Here is a 17774-nt window from a genome sequence, read left to right on the forward strand (position 1 = left end):
ATGGCGCTGGATGACAACTACCTGCAATACCCGCAGCGCCGCTACGGTATGGACCATGATCGTTACACCTGGTCGATGCTGGCGGATCGCAAACCGGTCACCTGGCCCGGCGGCAAAAAGATTGCGCTCTGGGTGAATGTCGCACTGCAATTTTTCCCGCTCAATCAGCGCGGCCAACCGTTTAAAGCGCCTGGCGGCATGACCATGCCCTACCCCGACCTGCGCCACTTTACCTTGCGCGACTACGGCAATCGGGTGGGCATCTATCGCTTTTTCCAGGCGTTCGATCAGTACGGTGTAAAGCCGACCATGGCCATCAACACCCGCCTGGCCGAGCGCGCGCCTTATTTGCTGGAGCAAATTCTCAGCCGCGGCGACGAGATCGTCTGTCACGGCTGGCATATGGACGCCCTGCACTACGGCGGCCAGGACCCGACCGAGGAAGCCGAGCAGGTGGAGCGTGCCGTGACGCGGCTGCGACAACTGTCCGGGCGGGCGGTGCGCGGCTGGATCAGCCCGGCCCGCAATGAAAGCGAACAGACACCGGATTTACTGGCCGCCAACGGGATCGAGTATTTTTGCGATTGGGTCAATGACGATATGCCCTATCCGTTTACCACCCGCAATGGTGTCTTGACCGCGATGCCACTGTCGATGGAACTGGAAGACCGGTTTATCCTGATGAATAACCTACATTCCGAAGACGCCTACAAAGAGCAGGTTATCGATGCCTTTGATTTCCTGTTAGAGGAAGCGCAGCGTGAAGGCGGGCGTATTCTGTCGCTTTCCATTCACCCGTGGATGCTGGGCCAACCGCATCGTATTGGCCGGCTGGAGCAGGTGCTGGCCTATATCACCGGGCATAACAGCGTCTGGTCGGCCACTGCCGGTGAGATTTTGGATGCTTTTAACGTTCAACAGGGATAACTGCAAAAAACTGAATCAACTCATGCGCGGATTCCATGTCACTTCAATCAGTACCATTTCGGGCTGGCTCCGGTTTATTGCGGGCTTTAATAAGGCTTTTTAACAGGGCAAGATCGTGCCACCCTGGCCGGTTCACGCCGGGGGTGACTGTGTTAGACCTTCCGAAACCAGGACCTCTGTCATCAGGTAACGCCGATCCATTGGGCAGGTTATTTTATAAGCCCTTGCACACCATCCTCGGGCTCCGCTTCGAGATCGGTGGCCAGCGTGGCATTCCAGCGGGTAAGAAAACCAAACAGAGAGATAACGCCCACCAGTTCGATAATCTGTTCATCGGTAAAATGCTCGCGCAGCGCCGCAAAATCCTGGTCGGTTACGGCGTTGGGAACCATGGCGGCGTTCCTGGCCAAGTCCAGCGCCGCCCGTTCGGCAGCGTCGAACAGCGGGTGGGTGGGATATTCCCAGATGGCGGCGACTTTGTTCTCATCGACACCGACGCGCAGTGCGCCGAACCCCGTGTGGGCCTCGCAATACCGGCAGCCGCTGGCACTACTGGTCATCAATGCCACCAGCTTTTTCAACCCTATGGGGACCGAGCCGGGCTCGTACACCGCCTGCACCAACCCGAGCAGCGCTTTCAGCAACGCCGGCTTGCGGGCCATAATCAGGCCGTCGTTGGGTGTGAATCCCATCATGTCCTCACCGGCGGACATGATTGCCTGTAGCTCGGCGTCCAATTGAGTGAGGGTCAAAGGCTCAATACGAGACATGGGCGGCTCCTTGAAATTTTGAATTGCCGTGTCGGAACGGGCAGACCGGCGCCAGTCCGGCCGAAAACATCTGCAATGTAATATTGTTGAGTCTTTAGATCAATGCTATTTTTAAAAGAACCGAATATGCATGCTCTGTAGCCAACAAAGCAATAGCTGTGTTTTGTTTGAAATTCTTGAACAGTTACTCCGATCCAACTTTATTCTCAGAAAACAATCAGATGTGCATTTTTGACCAGAGAAAATACTGGACAGCGACATGTTAAAAAGTCTTGGATTTTTTCATTCTCTCTCACAATTGATGTCGAAGAATATATTTTTGAGAATGCTTCAAGAAGCGATAGTGGGTACTCAATTAAGAAAATTTTTAGTCGCATAACTCTACCATCGGGAGAGGTGGTGGCGTCTATGATAACGGAAATTCTGACGAGCTGAACTTGCTCTGATTCTGTGGTGAACTTTAATAGTGCATTCAAATGTATTAAAAACAGCGTGCCTTCGCTGAGTCAAGGTTTTACCTTGGATGCAATAACGGCTTTCTTTGCGATAGCTTTCTACTGCACCGGTTAACACTACTCCTGCTCGAGAAAATGAAGCAAGCGCCAGGGTAAAGTCAACTATTAACCTGTTATTCAAAAATAAATTAAAAATAAGGTTTCATGTCTAAAAATAGTTGCAAGACGGCTCGAATAAATTATGGTACGTTCTGACAATCTATTAAAACTACAACATTCCATTATAGATCACGGAATCTCACTGCGAAGATTTCTAAATCTAATGTCATTTCGATGTTTAATATCAATCGTCCTTTAAGTGCTGACACTTAAATTGCCTGCTATTTGTTCGACCGTTTAGTCTCGCCGTAAAGTTTGCCAATGAGTAATGCTGACAGCGTCATAAATAACAAAGGAGGTTAATAATCAACTGATCAAATCAATTTGAATGTATTCTGAAGTATCCCATCTGATCGTTTGCAGGAGGATGCAAGTCATGAAAAACATCAATGTAAGATTTCTACACGCTGTGCTATTGATTGCACTATTTGCTTTTACGCAGCAAGTATTTGCGTTTTGTACGCCACCGGGGTGGACGGTTACCTGTTTTAAAGATGGCAAGCAGGGCATCAAAATATGTGGCGAAAATGCTATGTTCGGCCCATGCTTGGTGCCTGCAGACCCACCGCCGCCGTCAGGCGAGGTCACACCGAAATATAAAATTATGACAACCGTTTACGCACCACCGGGAACACAGGGAGGCGGCAGCACAAGTTCTGTGAGTTATGGCTCACAAAGCTCGCTGGGTAGCAGTATGTCATCGAGCAACTCCTTTAACCACAATTATTCTGTTACTGTGGAAGCAAAAGTGGGGTTTCTCGGCTCCGGCGGCTCGACGAGTGGAAGTTTTGGTTATGGGAGAGGTACTACAGACAGCGAAGTTATGGACATCAAGAAAACAGCTTCGCTGCAAATCAGCCGTGGTGGCCCCGCGGTGGATGGCATCGATCACAATCGCGATCAGATCTGGTTGTGGCTTGGCCCTACGCTGGATTTAACCATGGAACCCTCCGCCGGGGAATGGACCGTGGATGAAAATGCAGTTATGGAACTTCAATACGTATACGTAGGACATTTGCGGAACCCCGCGCAAATGCCACCGGGTGTAGTAAACCGACTGGCAGCTTATGGTATTACGACAGACGACTATGACGATATACTGGCGGCCTACGCATTTAGTGATGAATCAGCCCCGATAGACACCTCACGATTTAAATCACTGTACACCACATTCCCCTACGAGCCGCCCTATGCGCCCGGAGATCCCGTATCGAACTTAAGTTTTACAGCCACCTACTCCCATGGCAACGTGAGTTCATCTTCCGTAAAGAATGAATACAGTGTTGGATTATCAACATCAGGCACTTTGAACTTCATCACCATTTTTGAAACAAAAATTAAGGTATCGGGAAAATGGACCTGGACCGATACAGATACCCGCTCCAATACAAACGGCACGTCGGAATCGGCGTCGGTAACAATTGGTGGTCCAGCCTATGGCTACACAGGTCCAACCTCCATGCGGGTTTACTACGACGTTATTTATAAAACGTTTGCATTTGCCCCGATAGAAACCGGCTTTGCACCGGGATTACAGGGCTCGCTAGTCAGTCGATCCAGTAAAGCCCTGGGCGGAAAAGAAGTGGTTGTGATCGCGGACGGTATCAAATACCGTACATTCACTAATGCAAGAGGCGAGTATCGTTTCTATGAAGACTTTACTGGTGCAGGCGAGTTTCGTTTCCAGGTTGATGGGATTGAAATGGCACCGCAGTCCCTGGAGGGCGATACCGAACATCGTGTTTTCAAGTTGCCGTAATTACTTATCCGACCTGTTCACGGTGGGATAAACAGTGCAAGCGGAGGTGGATGTCCCACTTCCGCTGGTAGCCACGAATAGAATTTCCCTGTTCGACTTCCTTTCAAACCTACCAGCCCTGATAGCGCTCTATCAGACCCGAATTGCGTCTAATTGACAAAAATGCCCGCAATGCTAAAAATCTATTGCTTTAACGGCAACAGTCGAGGTAGCAGGCGTGCAAACAACCAAGGTCACCATAGACGAACTGGTGTTGTTTAACGCCATTGTCGCAAACGGCAGTTTTAGCCGTGCCGCAGACAGCCTCAACCTGGCAGCTTCCGTGGTTAGCCGCAGCCTGAAGCGGCTGGAAACCAAGCTCGGCAGCAGCCTGCTAAACCGCACGACCCGCAATATCAGCCTGACCCAGGAGGGCCAGTGGCTGTTTGATCGCGCTGCGGGGATTATTGCCGGCATCAATGCCATCGAGGCACATTTCCTGGAGGAAACGGGTCGCCCGCGGGGCATTGTCAGGGTGGATGCCGCCACCCCTTTCACCCTGCACGCCATCGCCCCCTTGATCGCCGGCTTCAATGAACGCTACCCGGATATAACGGTGGTGCTGGAGTCCAGCGAATCGACGATCAACTTGATTGAGCGCAAAGTCGATATCGCCGTTCGTATCGGCGAGTTGGAAAGTTCCAGCTTAACAGCCAGAAAGATCGGCGATACTTACCGCGGTATCTATGCCGCCCCCGGCTACATCGAGCGCCGCGGTGTCCCCGGCAGCGCCGCGGACCTCCGGGATCACTGTTGCCTGGGCTTTACCAAACCCGAGAAATTGAATACCTGGCCCGTCCTGGGCCCCGATAAAACCCCGTTGGCCGTCACCCCCGCCGTATTGGCCGACAGTGGCGAATCGCTTCGACAGTTGGCGCTGCAAGGCAATGGCATTGCCTGTCTGTCGGCCTTTACGGTCAGGCGTGATGTCAAAGCCGGTCGCTTGATACCGCTGCTGAAAAACAAACTGCTCGATATGCCCATCCCCGTCTCGCTGGTGTATTACGCCGATAACGCCGCCAGTGAGCGGGTCCGCAGCCTGATTGATTACATCGCTGAACATATAGATTTATGCGGTCAGAACAACGATACGAACCAGACACCGCAAATGTACTAAAAACCCGGCCTTTGTTATATGATTAGCACAACCGAACATTTGGCCGACACCACTATGGACCCCATTACATCGCTTTTCAGTGAGCAGCAGCGCCGCTCACTGCGCCAGGATAGCCCCACTCCCCTCTACCACCAGCTCTACACCCTGCTGAAAAACAATATACTCAACGGCACCCTGCCCAACGGCAGCCAGATGCCCACCGAGCAGCAACTGGCCCAGGGTTTCGATATTTCGCGTATCACCGCCAAGCGTGCCATGGACGAGCTGGCCGCCGAGGGCCTGGTGGAACGCCGCCGCGGCAAAGGCACCCACGTAACCTACGAATACCGGCCGCAGCCGGTAAAGGCGCCGCTGATCGGCATGCTGCAGGAAATCGAGAGTATGGCGCGGCGCACTGATGTCGAGGTGCTGGTGCTCGACCAGTTACAGCCGCCGGCCGAAATACGGGGCGAATTCGGAATGCCCGACGGTGAAACTGCGCTGCGGGTGATCCGGGTCCGCAGCCGCGACGGCGAGCCGTTTGGCTACTATTCCAGTTGGACCCGCGGTATCACCAGGAAGATCGGCCCGAAAACGCTGAAAACCAAGCCGCGCCTGGAAATCTTTCGCGACCAGGGGCTGGAAATTGCCCACGTCACCCAGACGCTGACGGCCATGGCGGCGACGCCGGAAGTGGCGGCGGCACTGGACACCGAGTCCGGCGTTCCGCTGTTATGCCTGGTGCGCCGCTCGTTCGATCCCGGCGAGCAACTGGTGGACTACCTGCACGTGCTCTATCGGCCTGATCGATTCCAGTACCAGATGGATCTCACGCCTGAAGACACGTTGAAAAAAACGCGCTGAGATACCCCGTCCTCAGGCCTGGTGATACCACCAGGGGTCCCAGGCCAGCTCGGTATTTTCCAGCAGCGCCTTGCGGCGCACAAAACGGCGCAGCGAAACCCGCCCCATGCGTGACCCTCCCATACCCGACAGCTTGAAGGCCTGTTTTTCACCCTCGTGCATAACCGCTGTCAGCGTCGAGTCATTGATGCTGACGGCGCCGACCTGCAAGCGCGCCGCCACCGCCCGGGCCCGGGCCCGGTCACTGCTGAATACCGCCGCGGAGAGCCCGAAACGCGAGTCGTTGGCCAGACCTATACCCTCCTCCTCTTCGCCAAACGCCATCACCGGTAAAATCGGTCCAAAGGTTTCCTCGGTCATTACCAGCATACTGTGGTCGACCCGGGTCAGTAATGTGGGCTGGCACCAGAGGCCACCGCCGATATTTTCTATCCTGCCGCCGCAGACTACCTTGGCGCCCTTGGCGACGGCGTCGTCAAGGTGGGCCTGCAGTATCCCCGCCTGGCTGGCGGCAATCACCGGGGCCAGTTCACCGGCGGCAGGGTCGGTGCCGGTGCAAAAACGCAATGACGACAGGCGCTCAGCCAGGCTCTCGACCAACGTATTGAACAGCGGTGCCTGGACGTAGACCCGCTCGATCGACTGGCACGCCTGGCCGGCATTACTCATGCTGCCCCACACCAGGGCCGCGCTGGTGCGCTCGACATCGGCATCGGCCAGCACCAGCGCCGGGTCTTTGCCGCCCAATTCCAAAAAGGCGGGAATAAACGCGCTTGCCGCCGCCTCAGCCACCTTGCGGCCGGTGGCCACACTGCCCGTAAAACACACCGTATCCACGGCGCCGATCAGGGCTTCGCCGGTAGCGCCGGCACCCGCTTCATAAGCCAGCACCGCGTCCAATTCCGGCACTGCCGCTATGGCCTGGCGCACCGGCTCGATAAAGCGCGGGGTTACTTCACTCGGTTTTATCACCACCGCGCTGCCCGCCAGCAGCGCCGGGATCGCATCGATTAAAGACAGCAGGAGCGGGAAATTCCAGGGACTGATAACACCGACCAGTGGATAGGCGACATCCTGGGCGGCGACCTGCAGAAACGGCACAGTGGTAGCTACCGGCGACTGCGGCGCCAGCCAGGGCGGTGCCCAGTCGCACCAGCGGTCGATGGCGCGGCAGACGCCGTCGAATTCCAGCAACGTTTCCCGCATGCGTCCGGTATCGCAAAACAGCGCTGCGACAATCTCGTCTCGACGCGCCTGCAGCGCCGCCTTCCCGCGCTGCAACACCGCCGCCCGCGCCGGCGGCGTTGCCTCCGCCCATGCCGCCTGACCCCGGCGCAGGCGTTCGCAGGTAGCGGCTATGCGAGCCCCATCGGCGGGTTCAAACGTGTAATCCCGCTCGCCGGTGCGGGGGTTTCTCACCGTTTGGATCATGCCTTAATCACTCCTGTCGCAATCAGTTTGGCGATGACCCGCCGCTGTGTCTCCATAAAATGAGAGCGCTCGGGTTTGATCGGCTCGCCGGCCGCGAGCATGTTGTTGGCCGGATAAATACTGCTCTCGGCGTAGGTCGAGGCGAACAGTTCCAGCCGCTGGCGCGCCAGCACATTGGCCATACCCGGCCGGCGCCGGGCCCAGCGCAGCGCCTCGAGTTCGATCTCGCCGTTGCCGCACATGGACTCGCCACCCGCCGCCTCCCCCAGCACACGACCGTGGGGATCGACCACCTGCGAGTGGCCGTCGGTGGAGGCCCCCGGAAAGGCAATACCGGCGATACCGGCGCTGTTGGCAGACACCACATACACCATGTTTTCGTAGGCGCGGGCGCGCTTGGCAATATTCTTGGGCGTGGCGAGCGGGCTGCCCACTTCGCTGGAGCTGTGGCAGATAACCTCGGCACCGCGCAGGGCCAGCGCCCGGGTGATTTCCGGATAGAGAATCTCCTCGGAAGCCACCGCCGCCAGGCAACCGATCTCGGTATCGGCGACCGGAAACAAAGCCTCGGCGCCGTAGATATCCAGGTAGCGATCCAGCACATCGTGGGGCGTCGGGGCAAACATGGACACCAGGCGCCGGTAGCGCAGTATGACGTCGCCGCCGGGATTGAGAATAAAGCTGGTCTGGAAATAGAGATCGGGAAAATGCCGGTCGAGTTCGTAGGCATTACCGCACAGGTAAAGCGCATTGTCCTGGGCGATACGGCCCAGGGCGTCATACTCCGGGCCGTCCATATCCAGGCAGGCTTTTGCCGACCAGCCCTCGATACTTTCACCCATGGGAAAGCCGGTGAGGAAATATTCCGGCAATACCACCAGCCGGGTATCGGTGCCGTTGAAGGCCGTGATAAAACCCTTGCTGCCGCTGATCAGTTGCGCCAGGTGCGCAATCGTGGTCGCCATCCGCTTGCGCGCCTCGGCGCGGGAATTGAGGCGATTGACCGCCTGGCACGTGGTCTGTAAAGCGAGGGCGGTATAGGTTGGCGGGGCCTGGGTTGACGCGCCGGGTGTAGACTGGACAGACGTGGTTACGGGCATGGTTGCGCTCCTCAAACAAGCGGATCAGGCATTCGCAGGGGCGAAGGTTTTGGGCAGGCCGGCATCCGGCGTAAAACCGTATAGCGGCACCTCCGGCAACGCCTCGGCCAGTACCCGCCGGGCCGCCAGCAGCGCCTCGAAATCGATGCCGGTTCTCAGACCCATGGCCTCCAGCAGAAACACCAGGTCCTCGGTGACGATATTGCCGCTGGCACCCGGCGCCGTGGGACAGCCGCCGATACCACCCATGGAGGCATCCACCGTGGTGAGACCGACATCTACCGCCGCCAGTGCGTTGGCCAGGCCCTGGCCGCGGGTATTGTGCAGGTGGATACCGGTGAGACGTTCGCGCCCTACTGCCGCCCAAACCTTGCGGGTCAGGCGCTTTACCTGTACCGGGTTGGCGTAGCCGGTGGTATCCGACAGTCCCACCTCATCGCAACCGGCCGCCATCAGTGCTTCCGCCAGCTCCACCACCCGGGACTCAGGTACCTCCCCTTCGAGGGTGCAACCGAACGCGGTGGAGAGGCTGCCCTCAAACTTCGGGCGTCGGGTTGGCGGCAGTGTCCCAATCAATTCGGCAATACGCCTGGCTTCCTCCAGCATCTGGGCGTGGGTGCGGTTGACATTGCGCAGGCTGTGCGTTTCGCTGACCGACAGTGGCAGGGTAATCTTATCGGCACCGGCTTTGACAGCGTTTTCTGCGCCGCGCAGATTGGGCACCAACACGGCCACCTTCGGCCCTGCCAATACGCGGGTGTGGGCCACCAGTTCGGCGGTATCGGCCAGTTGCGGCAGCAATCTGGCGGGCACGAAGGAGCCCACTTCGATCTCGGGAATGCCTGCCGCGGCCAGGGCGCTGAGCCATGTTTTCTTAGCCGCGGTCGGCATGATGGGTGCAATACTCTGCAAACCGTCCCGTGGCGCCACCTCGCTGATTTCAATATCTATCTCTGCCATTTAACCCGACTTCCCATCTGATTTCTAACCCGACTTCCAGGTAAATTCTCACCCGTTCACTCAACCGCCATCTGACTTGAATAGTACTCAAGGCAAATAACTCCAAATCGCCATGGTGGCGGTCGAAGTCCCTCTCGCGGTGGCACAGTGCGGGGACATAACTTCAGTTGTGTCCCCCTGGAATGGTGCCACTTCGTTTCTTCGAGCCCCTCTCTGAGTTCACTCCCTCAACAACCACATACCGCATCAACCAACCCCCACTTCTCATCCAGTCGCCACAGATGCATTTTACAATTTAAACCTATTGATATATTGTTATATCATAAATTCAAGAAAGCGCACAGCCAAACCTGAAAGACGTGGCAACCGGCGCCCCGAATATCGGGGGCCTATAGGATTTGGCTAGAGACAGGGCGCGCGCGACAAGGATACAGTAAGGCACGGTGACAGAGGCATTATGACAGACACACAGACGCTCCCCCTGGACGGCATTGAGGTCGTGGAATTCACTCATATGGTCATGGGGCCAACCGCCGGCGTGATCCTGGCGGACCTGGGCGCCAGGGTCATCAAAGTGGAGCCGCTCCGCGGTGACAACACCCGGCGCCTGCAGGGCTCCGGTGCCGGCTACTTCGCCATGTACAACCGCAACAAGCAGAGCCTCTGTATCGACCTGAAGTCCGAGACCGGCCACCGTATCGCCCGCGAATTGGCGGCGAAGGCGGATATCCTGATCGAAAATTTCCGCCCCGATGCCATGGCCAAGCTGGGTCTCGGCTATGCCGAGCTGGCGGCGCTCAACCCCGGTTTGATTTACTGTTCCCTGAAAGGGTTTCTCAGCGGTCCCTACGAACACCGCACCGCCCTCGATGAAGTGACGCAAATGATGGGCGGCCTGGCGTATATGACCGGCCTGCCCGAGCGGCCTATGCGCGCCGGTTCCTCAGTTATCGACATTACCGGCGGTATGTTCGGGGTCATCGGTATCCTGGCGGCACTGCAGGAGCGCCACCGCACCGGACGCGGCCGCCAGGTGACCAGTTCGCTCTACGAGACCACCGCCTTTATGGTGGGCCAGCATATGGCGCAGCAGGCGGTCACCGGCACGCCGCCGCCGCCCATGTCGGTGCGCAGCTCCGCCTGGGCAATCTACGATATCTTCCACTGCGCCGATGGCGAGCAGGTGTTTGTCGGTGTGGTCAGCGATACCCAGTGGCGGCTGTTCTGCAGCGCGTTCGAACTCGACGACTTCGCCGCCGATGCCAGTCTCGCCACCAACAACGGCCGCGTCGCCCGGCGCGAACATATTCTGCCGGTGATCAGTGAGCTGTTTGCCCGCCTGCCCAAGGCCGAGCTGATGGCGAAACTGGATCGCAGCGGTCTGCCCTTCGCACCTATCAACAAACCGGCCGATCTGTTTACCGATCCCCACCTCAACCACGGCGACGGCCTGCTGCCGGTAACACTGCCCGGCGGCGAGCAGACCAAACTGCCGGCCCTGCCGCTGGAAGTGGATGGGCAGCGCTTCGGCCTGCGGCGCGATTTACCCGGCGCCGGGCAAGACTCGCGTGAAGCGCTGGCGGCACTGGGCTATGAGACAACCGATATCGATCAACTGGTGCGCGACGGTATCGTGCACGCTTTATAAAAACTGTTTTCCGACTGCTTACCGCGGGCTTTGCGCCCGCTTTTTTTTGCCGCTGTTCAAGTCTCGATAACCAACCACGGCCGGCGCCGTCGATACCGCGTTTCGAAAGCCGCGATCTGCTCGCGCTGCTGCCAGGTCACGGCGATCGGATCGAGCCCCTCCAATAACATCGCCTGCGGAGCCGGCTCTATGGTGAATCGGTGGCTGGTGCCGCCTGGAGTCAGCACCAGGGTCTGTTGCAGGTCGATAGTCAGCGGCCGGCACCGGGGATCGACCGTCACCTCGGCTGCCAGTTCTTTGATCGCGGCCTCCGGCAGCACGATGGGCAGCAGGCCGTTGCGCACGCAGTTGCCGTAAAAGATCGCGCCGAACCCGGCGGCGATAATCGCGCGAATGCCGTACTCTTTCAGCGCCCAGACCGCGTGCTCGCGGGAGGAGCCGCAGCCGAAGTTGGCACCGGACAACAAAATGCTGGCGCCGCTGTACTCCGGTCGGTTCAGGACAAAGTCGGGCTGCGGTTGCCGCCCGCCCGGTTCGGTATAGCGCCAACCGGCAAACAGTCCCTCCCCCAACCCGTGCTTGGAAACCCGTTTCATTTCCCGGGAGGGGATAATGGCATCGGTGTCGATATTGATCCGCAGCAAGGGTGCGGCGATGCCGGTGTGGCGAGTAAATTTTCTCATGCCGCAAACTCCCGCACATCGGCGATGCGGCCGGCCACTGCCGAAGCCGCCACCGTGGTGGGGCTGGCCAGGTGCGTGCGCGTCTCGGGTCCCTGGCGGCTTTCGAAGTTGCGATTGGTGCTGCTGATGACGCGCTCGCGGTAACCAAAGCTCTCACCGCCGGCATAGAAACACATGGAACATCCCGACTCGCGCCATTCGAACCCGGCATCGGTAAACACCCGGTCCAGCCCCTCGGCCTCGGCGGCGCGTTTCACCTGGGAGGACCCCGGCACACAGATCGCTTTCACCCCGGCGGCCACCCGACGCCCGCGCAAGACGGCAGCCGCAGCGCGCAGATCGCTGAGACGACTGTTGGTACAGGAGCCGATAAATGCCGCATCGATAGGGATATCCGTCAACCGGGTCCCCGGCTGCAAATCCATATAAACCAGCGCCCGCTGTGCGGACTTCGCCGCCTGGCTGTCACCGGTGGTGGCGGGAGCCGGTACCACGCCGTTGACGGGACAGGCCTGCTGGGGACTGGTGCCCCAGGTCACCGTAGGGGCAACGCCAGTGCAGTCGATCGTGATCTCCCGATCAAAACGGGCATCGGCATCGCTGCGCAGTGTGCGCCAGTGCGCCAACGCCTGTTCCCAGGCCGCGCCGCGGGGCGCATAGGGCCGGCCTTGCAGAAAGCGAAAGGTTTTTTCATCCGGTGCCACCAGCCCGGTAAATGCGGAAAACTCCACCGCCATATTGCACAGTGTCAGCCGGGCTTCGATATCCAGCGCCGTCACGGCGGCACCGGCAAACTCGATGGCATAGCCGGCGCCGCCGGCCGCAGAGTGGCTCGCAATCAAATGCAGAATCAAATCTTTGGCGCCGACACCGAACCCGACTTCACCTTCGAAGGTGACCCGCATAGTGCGGGGACGGTTGATCAGCAGCGTCTTGGTGGCCAGCGCGTGCTCCGCCTCGCTGGAGCCGATACCCCAGGCCAGCGCGCCCAGTGCCCCCTGCGAACAGGTGTGGCTGTCGGGACAAACCAGTGTGCACCCGGGCTGCACTATGCCCTGTTCCGGCGACACCACATGGACGATACCCTGGCGGGGGTCGTGGATATCAAAGAGATTGATCCCCGCGGCATGGCTGCTGTTGCGGGTGGTTTGAATAAAAGCCTCGCCGCCGGGCATCCGGGTGCGGTCGCCGCGACCGGGAAAGGTATCCACGATATGGTCCATAGTACAAAACACCTGCTCCGGACAATGCACCGAACGGCCCTCCTCCGCCAGGCTTTGCAGGGCAATGGCGCCGGTGCGTTCGTGCAGAAACACGCGATCGATATAAAGCAGCCCGGCATCGCCCGGCGCCGCCTCGATCAGGTGGTCATCCCAGATTTTCTCGAACAAGGTCTTGCCCATGGTTGCGGCTGGTCTCCTTCACAATCACTGTCGGCGCTGTATTTGAGGCACATAGTATTTAAAGTGCCATTTTTGATATATATACATATCATTATATTTTAGTATTTTATAAGAGTAGAGTCTTTATTCATAAAATTGGCCCGGCAACTTACTTTTACCTGCCCTGTTAGTAATTGGACCTCGGCTGCGGATGAAATCGCTCTGAGAAAATATTGGATTTATGAATTATTGATATAGTATTATAACTTTTAAATTTAAAAGCCTTAACAATTAACCATCCATGAGCGAAACGAGTCCGAGTCTGACTGCCCTGATGGGCACACTCGTCACCGACCGCGGCAGTGAAACAGTTGCCAGCTACACCGATCACCTGGGGCAACAGGTCGGGCACCGGGGTGTTCTGAGTCATGAATTGGCGGCAGTTTGGGGGGCTCCGGCACTGGCGGGGTGTCGCTACTGGGTGTTGGAAAACCGGGTGGGTAAACCCTGGTTGCGAATTATCGAAGATCCGGAGTGCCCGCCGCCGCAGCCGTTGCGTCACACGGGTTGGCTGGCGCTGGAAGTCTGTGTGACTGACGTCGACACACTGGGGCAGAAATTACGGGTGGCGCCGTTTTCGATTATCGGACCGCCGGCAAACCTGGATGTGAGCGATAATATCCGCGCCATGCAGGTGGCCGGCCTGGCCGGCGAGGTGCTCTACCTCACTGAGATCAACGGTGAAGCGCCGCCGTTCCGGTTGCCCCGGGCCCGCTGCCCGGTCGACAGTCTGTTTATTCCGGTACTGTGCTGCCACGAGCGCCATCGGGCGCTGGCGGAGTATGAAGCCATCGCCGATAACCGGGGGCTGTGCTTCGAAACCAAGATTACCGTCGTCAATCGCGCCTATGGTTACCCGGTCGATAAACGCCATCCGGTCGCAACTCTACAACTGGCCGGAGACACTTTGATCGAAATCGACCAACTCGCCGCGGCTACCCCCGCCCTGCCCCGTCCCGGCCACCTGCCGGCGGGCATTGCCATGGTCAGCTTCAGTGTGCGCAACCTGGACGATGTGCCGGGGCTGGCGGACACACCATCGGTGCAATTCGATCCGCCCTATGGTGGCGCGCGAACGGTCTGTCTGCGCGGTGCGGCCGGGGAAGTGATTGAGTTGATTGAAAGCGCCACCTGGCAAGACACCGCATAACAGAGAACCGTGTAACAAATAAAGAGCCGTCTAACGAAATCCCACAAAACTGCTGGAGATGAAACATGAAGAGCAAACGAGGCGCGGGTCGCAAACGACTCACCCTGATAAAAAACGTGTTATTGGCAGTGACGCTATCACCGCTGACAATCGCCGCCGCCGACAAAATTGATTTCAATACCGCAGAGGGTTATGTGCAAGCACAGCGAAAGCTGCACTGCTCGCTGGAGGACGGCAAGGAGATGACCTACGTCTGGCACGGCCGCGCCTACGCCCGGGTACCCGGCGAGCGGGACAAGCACCTTTTTAACCTGCTGGGGATGAACGTGCGTCAGTGCGGCACCGTCACGGACCAACAGCGGGGCATCGGTTACCGGCTGGTATCCCGGGAAATCATGCTGTATCTCGACCCCGTTACCGGCGCGGTGCTGCGCGAGTGGGAAAACCCCTGGACCGATGCCAAAGTGGCGGTGATTCACGTTGCCAACGATCCGGTCAACCAGCGCCCGAGTTTTGGCAAAACCGCCGACGGCAAAACCAGGGCGTTCAAACCCCGGGTCATCAACAAGACCTGGTTTATGAACTTCGAAGTGCCGCTGTTCTATACCAACCCGCTCGGCGGCGATTACCAGAAGTATGTGGGCGGTACTTACCATGCCACTGAAATTTTCGATTTCAACGGCGATATCGATGAGTTACTGGATGCTGACCGGCACACGGCTTACGCCAATATCGCCTGGGTGCGTATCTCCCGCTGGTTACCCTGGATGGAAATGGGCGACCGGGCCGGCCTGCTCTATTTCAATGCGGTCGGGGCAAAGTTAAAAAGCTGGGACGAGCTGCCGGAATTGATGAAGCGGGAAATCGCCGCGAATTATCCGGCCTACCGCCACGCGCCGCCGGTGGACGACCAGCGCCCGAATGAGACCAGCTGGACTTATATGAGGAAGATAATCGACAAGCGTGGCGATAAAAGTGACGGTAAACCGGGTGGCCACTAAGTCCTGTTTATACTAATCAGTCAGACGGCGAAGCTGCTCTTTTATTGGCGTGAACAACTTGATTTTCGGGATTTTTTCGCCGTTTTTCTATCTAATTGATGCAAATGGCGAGGTAAAAACAGACACCATTAAAAGAGGCACTCGCCCAATAGCGCACTCCGCCTGCTTGCCACCAGGCTGCTACAGTTTGCAGTTTAGTAAGCTAGTGCTCTGACCAGTGAATCTTTTCACCTCAAAACGGGTTTTGGTCTCCTTAATCAGCCCGGATCGAGACCTAAGTGCCACCGAAGTGAAATTACTTCCTGGTCGAAGCACTAGAATTTACATCCACAGTGCAACGACATCACCCTACCTTAGAGCAGGAGCCGGAAGGTAAGCCACGGGCTTCAATATCAGTGGTAGCTAAGCTTTTCAAATTATATTTTTCCTCTCCTTTACTGCTGCAATAAACTGTTGCTTGGTTATGTCAGTTTTGCTCGGCAATACTTGCGCAGACGATGGCACATATTTTCCAAAGTCATGATGCTTACTTGCGTATTTCTTAAAATCGCGCTTTATTCGGTCAATAATGCATTGTAGTTGAATGCATTTAGTCTTACATACGCGGTTCATCAATTCCTTTTTTCTTAACATACCTTTGTTGATCATAACAGCCAGAAAAATATGATCTTTCTCTCTACCTGCCGCATATTTAGCTACGGCAAGGCCGTGAACCTCGAGGCAATATCCAGTTACAGCTCGACCACCTCCCACTTTAGCGGCAGAAAGAAGAATGTGCTCGAGTTGTGCCTTATTCATAGTCGAATTTAATCCTTTGTATTATTTCCATACGCTCTGCATCTGATAGCAGGCAAGCGAAGGGACTGCTTTTTCGATAAAAGTCCATTTCTTCGCCAGAGTTACAAATTAAGTCTGCGATCTCAGATACCTCTAAATCTTTGATAAGCGCTTGCCATTTTTCAGCCCAGCCTTCTGCTTGTGTTCCAGTCATTGCTCGCCAGTGATCTAAAACACTGCGTACTTCATCCATTCGTTCAGGTTTCTCCCGCAATATCTCACTGGCCTTCAGGTGAAAGGCGTAAGTGCGTTGGTCGGGAATGTGGTTAGATGCCATTTCTACTTTACCCCGAGAGGGATGCTCGATATTAACTTGCATTATATTTCAATCACTCGACCACCGCATTAAAGGCCTTGCGTCGGCAGAATGGAAACTTGCAACTCGGTAGACGGCGCCCTCCTTCCTCCTCGTTATTGGCCAGGAATTGTGGAACAAAGCGGTCACTTAGCAGCGACACGGCACGCAAATCCTTTATACGATTATCGGAAGCTCGCTGTGACACCATGTCAGTACTACCAATCTGCTGCTTAATTCTTTCGATAATTGGTGCCAGTGTGCCTACACGAGGCCCCACCCAACAACTCCCCCAGCGCAGTATCCAGCCCGTCAAAACGCGCCTCAAGCCCGCTGTCGGCAAAGCGCATCTCAATAGACACCGGCAACTCCGCAGCATCCAGGCGATCACTGTATTTTTTCAACAGACTGTCACGCCAGCGCAGGATACGCGTCGGCACCCGTAACGGCTGCAACTGCTCGGGCCGCTCGTTGATAAACGCCGCACGATAAGCGAGGTCGTAGTCCGGCCCCGCCCGCAGGTAGTCCAGCGCGGTTTTATGCAACACGTCTACCGGTACAGCGGCGCTGTTAACCAGCGTCTCCGGCGAAGTATCGTACCAGGGAAAGTAGCGGTAGAGCTGATTGACCATATGCCAGGTTTCAGCAAAATGGCTACCGTCGGCGCGGGGTGTGAGGTCCGGAAAATACGGCTCCATCATCGCTTCCCGTTCATCGTCGTAAAACCAGGCGACATTCTCCAGCAATAGGCCACGGGTGTGGCGCGGGTAGGCTTTACCGTATTCAATGGCAATCTGCGCTCCCGTCGCCGAGCCGTAGATTACCGGCCGGTCGAGTTTGAGAATCCCGATAAACCGGTGTAGCGCCTCCACATAGGGAGCCAGTCCAACCCCGGGCGCCGGCAGGGGGTCCGATTGGCCGTAACCGGGGGTGTCCCAGGCGATGGCCCGTCCCCGTTGGGCAAACAGCGACAACAGCGGCTCCATAAACGCCGATGACAGCGGCGAGGGATGCAGCAACACCAACGGGACACCCTCGCCCGCTTCCCGATAGTGAATCTGCCAGTGGCCGTTGTCCGCCGGTTGGGCCCCCCGGCTGCCAGGCGAGACACTGGGAGGTGTATTTACATCGAGCGTCACATAATTGCGGCGGCTCACC

16 protein-coding genes are annotated in these 17774 nt (G+C 57.2%); 7 read left to right on the top strand and 9 right to left on the bottom strand.

Translation table 11 applies throughout. The features are described 5' to 3' along the window. Window positions 1-927, top strand: a complete 927-nt coding sequence (locus FKG94_RS09065) for a polysaccharide deacetylase family protein (protein ID WP_142903902.1) — start codon at window positions 1-3, stop codon at window positions 925-927. 209 nt (window positions 928-1136) lie between these two features. Here the strand turns inward: FKG94_RS09065 and FKG94_RS09070 are convergent, their stop codons facing one another. Beyond that, window positions 1137-1697 carry a carboxymuconolactone decarboxylase family protein gene (locus FKG94_RS09070; RefSeq protein WP_142903903.1) on the bottom strand — a complete coding sequence of 187 codons (561 nt, stop codon included), beginning with the start codon at window positions 1695-1697 and terminating at the stop codon, window positions 1137-1139. Between the two features lie 990 nt (window positions 1698-2687). Here FKG94_RS09070 and FKG94_RS09075 point away from each other — a divergent pair. The 3 genes from FKG94_RS09075 to FKG94_RS09085 all read left to right on the top strand — a co-directional run bounded on the left by FKG94_RS09075 (window position 2688) and on the right by FKG94_RS09085 (window position 6069). Continuing rightward, the gene (locus tag FKG94_RS09075; RefSeq protein ID WP_142903904.1) at window positions 2688-4070 is read left to right on the top strand and encodes a hypothetical protein; all 1383 of its coding nucleotides are present in this window, start codon (window positions 2688-2690) and stop codon (window positions 4068-4070) included. 217 nt (window positions 4071-4287) lie between these two features. Beyond that, window positions 4288-5226, top strand: coding sequence for a LysR substrate-binding domain-containing protein (locus tag FKG94_RS09080; RefSeq protein WP_142903905.1), 939 nt, complete (start codon window positions 4288-4290; stop codon window positions 5224-5226). Window positions 5227-5244: 18 nt separating this feature from the next. Then, window positions 5245-6069, top strand: a complete 825-nt coding sequence (locus tag FKG94_RS09085) for a GntR family transcriptional regulator (protein WP_246125050.1) — start codon at window positions 5245-5247, stop codon at window positions 6067-6069. Window positions 6070-6081: 12 nt separating this feature from the next. Here the strand turns inward: FKG94_RS09085 and FKG94_RS09090 are convergent, their stop codons facing one another. From FKG94_RS09090 to FKG94_RS09100, 3 genes are read right to left on the bottom strand one after another with little or no spacing between them, the layout of a single operon-like run. Then, window positions 6082-7500 carry an aldehyde dehydrogenase family protein gene (locus FKG94_RS09090; protein WP_142903906.1) on the bottom strand — a complete coding sequence of 473 codons (1419 nt, stop codon included), beginning with the start codon at window positions 7498-7500 and terminating at the stop codon, window positions 6082-6084. Beyond that, complete coding sequence (locus FKG94_RS09095; RefSeq protein WP_142903907.1) at window positions 7497-8600, bottom strand: nitrilase-related carbon-nitrogen hydrolase; 1104 nt, start codon at window positions 8598-8600, stop codon at window positions 7497-7499. Before FKG94_RS09095 ends, FKG94_RS09090 begins: the two co-directional genes overlap by 4 nt. Before the next feature lie 24 nt (window positions 8601-8624). Further along, on the bottom strand, window positions 8625-9560 hold the full coding sequence (locus FKG94_RS09100; RefSeq protein WP_142903908.1) for a hydroxymethylglutaryl-CoA lyase: 936 nt from the start codon (window positions 9558-9560) through the stop codon (window positions 8625-8627). 457 nt (window positions 9561-10017) lie between these two features. On the opposite strand from FKG94_RS09100, the gene FKG94_RS09105 reads away from it, so the two are divergent. Further along, the gene (locus FKG94_RS09105; RefSeq protein WP_142903909.1) at window positions 10018-11208 is read left to right on the top strand and encodes a CaiB/BaiF CoA transferase family protein; all 1191 of its coding nucleotides are present in this window, start codon (window positions 10018-10020) and stop codon (window positions 11206-11208) included. A gap of 56 nt (window positions 11209-11264) precedes the next feature. Here the strand turns inward: FKG94_RS09105 and leuD are convergent, their stop codons facing one another. Beyond that, window positions 11265-11891 (bottom strand): 3-isopropylmalate dehydratase small subunit, encoded by a 627-nt coding sequence (leuD, locus tag FKG94_RS09110; RefSeq protein ID WP_142903910.1) that lies wholly within the window; start codon window positions 11889-11891, stop codon window positions 11265-11267. Further along, on the bottom strand, window positions 11888-13294 hold the full coding sequence (gene leuC / locus FKG94_RS09115; RefSeq protein ID WP_142903911.1) for a 3-isopropylmalate dehydratase large subunit: 1407 nt from the start codon (window positions 13292-13294) through the stop codon (window positions 11888-11890). Before leuC ends, leuD begins: the two co-directional genes overlap by 4 nt. Window positions 13295-13574: 280 nt before the next feature. On the opposite strand from leuC, the gene FKG94_RS09120 reads away from it, so the two are divergent. Then, a complete protein-coding gene (locus FKG94_RS09120; protein ID WP_142903912.1) occupies window positions 13575-14483 on the top strand; it encodes a hypothetical protein in 909 nt (302 codons plus the stop codon). Between the two features lie 65 nt (window positions 14484-14548). Continuing rightward, window positions 14549-15484: a DUF1838 family protein gene (locus FKG94_RS09125; RefSeq protein ID WP_142903913.1), complete on the top strand. Its 936-nt coding sequence runs from the start codon at window positions 14549-14551 to the stop codon at window positions 15482-15484. A 411-nt stretch (window positions 15485-15895) separates the two neighbouring features. Here FKG94_RS09125 and FKG94_RS09130 read toward each other — a convergent pair whose 3' ends face one another. From FKG94_RS09130 to FKG94_RS09140, 3 genes are all read right to left on the bottom strand, one after another. After that, window positions 15896-16282 (bottom strand): hypothetical protein, encoded by a 387-nt coding sequence (locus FKG94_RS09130; RefSeq protein WP_142903914.1) that lies wholly within the window; start codon window positions 16280-16282, stop codon window positions 15896-15898. Next, window positions 16275-16640 carry a hypothetical protein gene (locus tag FKG94_RS09135; RefSeq protein ID WP_246125052.1) on the bottom strand — a complete coding sequence of 122 codons (366 nt, stop codon included), beginning with the start codon at window positions 16638-16640 and terminating at the stop codon, window positions 16275-16277. Before FKG94_RS09135 ends, FKG94_RS09130 begins: the two co-directional genes overlap by 8 nt. A gap of 209 nt (window positions 16641-16849) precedes the next feature. Next, window positions 16850-17773 (bottom strand): alpha/beta fold hydrolase, encoded by a 924-nt coding sequence (locus FKG94_RS09140; RefSeq protein ID WP_218943487.1) that lies wholly within the window; start codon window positions 17771-17773, stop codon window positions 16850-16852. Window position 17774: the final 1 nt, after the last annotated feature.

This window comes from Exilibacterium tricleocarpae, assembly GCF_007004655.1.
Taxonomy (GTDB): Bacteria; Pseudomonadota; Gammaproteobacteria; order Pseudomonadales; family Cellvibrionaceae; genus Exilibacterium; species Exilibacterium tricleocarpae.

Excerpts from the sequence above, each read along its gene's own strand:
- FKG94_RS09070 (WP_142903903.1), bottom strand. The coding sequence starts at position 1,697 with ATGTCTCGTATTGAGCCTTTGACCCTCACTCAATTGGACGCCGAGCTA.
- FKG94_RS09125 (WP_142903913.1), top strand. The coding sequence starts at position 14,549 with ATGAAGAGCAAACGAGGCGCGGGTCGCAAACGACTCACCCTGATAAAA.
- FKG94_RS09065 (WP_142903902.1), top strand. The coding sequence starts at position 1 with ATGGCGCTGGATGACAACTACCTGCAATACCCGCAGCGCCGCTACGGT.
- FKG94_RS09120 (WP_142903912.1), top strand. The coding sequence starts at position 13,575 with ATGAGCGAAACGAGTCCGAGTCTGACTGCCCTGATGGGCACACTCGTC.
- FKG94_RS09105 (WP_142903909.1), top strand. The coding sequence starts at position 10,018 with ATGACAGACACACAGACGCTCCCCCTGGACGGCATTGAGGTCGTGGAA.
- FKG94_RS09095 (WP_142903907.1), bottom strand. The coding sequence starts at position 8,600 with ATGCCCGTAACCACGTCTGTCCAGTCTACACCCGGCGCGTCAACCCAG.
- FKG94_RS09075 (WP_142903904.1), top strand. The coding sequence starts at position 2,688 with ATGAAAAACATCAATGTAAGATTTCTACACGCTGTGCTATTGATTGCA.
- FKG94_RS09135 (WP_246125052.1), bottom strand. The coding sequence starts at position 16,640 with ATGCAAGTTAATATCGAGCATCCCTCTCGGGGTAAAGTAGAAATGGCA.
- FKG94_RS09100 (WP_142903908.1), bottom strand. The coding sequence starts at position 9,560 with ATGGCAGAGATAGATATTGAAATCAGCGAGGTGGCGCCACGGGACGGT.
- leuD (WP_142903910.1), bottom strand. The coding sequence starts at position 11,891 with ATGAGAAAATTTACTCGCCACACCGGCATCGCCGCACCCTTGCTGCGG.
- FKG94_RS09085 (WP_246125050.1), top strand. The coding sequence starts at position 5,245 with ATGATTAGCACAACCGAACATTTGGCCGACACCACTATGGACCCCATT.
- FKG94_RS09090 (WP_142903906.1), bottom strand. The coding sequence starts at position 7,500 with ATGATCCAAACGGTGAGAAACCCCCGCACCGGCGAGCGGGATTACACG.
- leuC (WP_142903911.1), bottom strand. The coding sequence starts at position 13,294 with ATGGGCAAGACCTTGTTCGAGAAAATCTGGGATGACCACCTGATCGAG.
- FKG94_RS09130 (WP_142903914.1), bottom strand. The coding sequence starts at position 16,282 with ATGAATAAGGCACAACTCGAGCACATTCTTCTTTCTGCCGCTAAAGTG.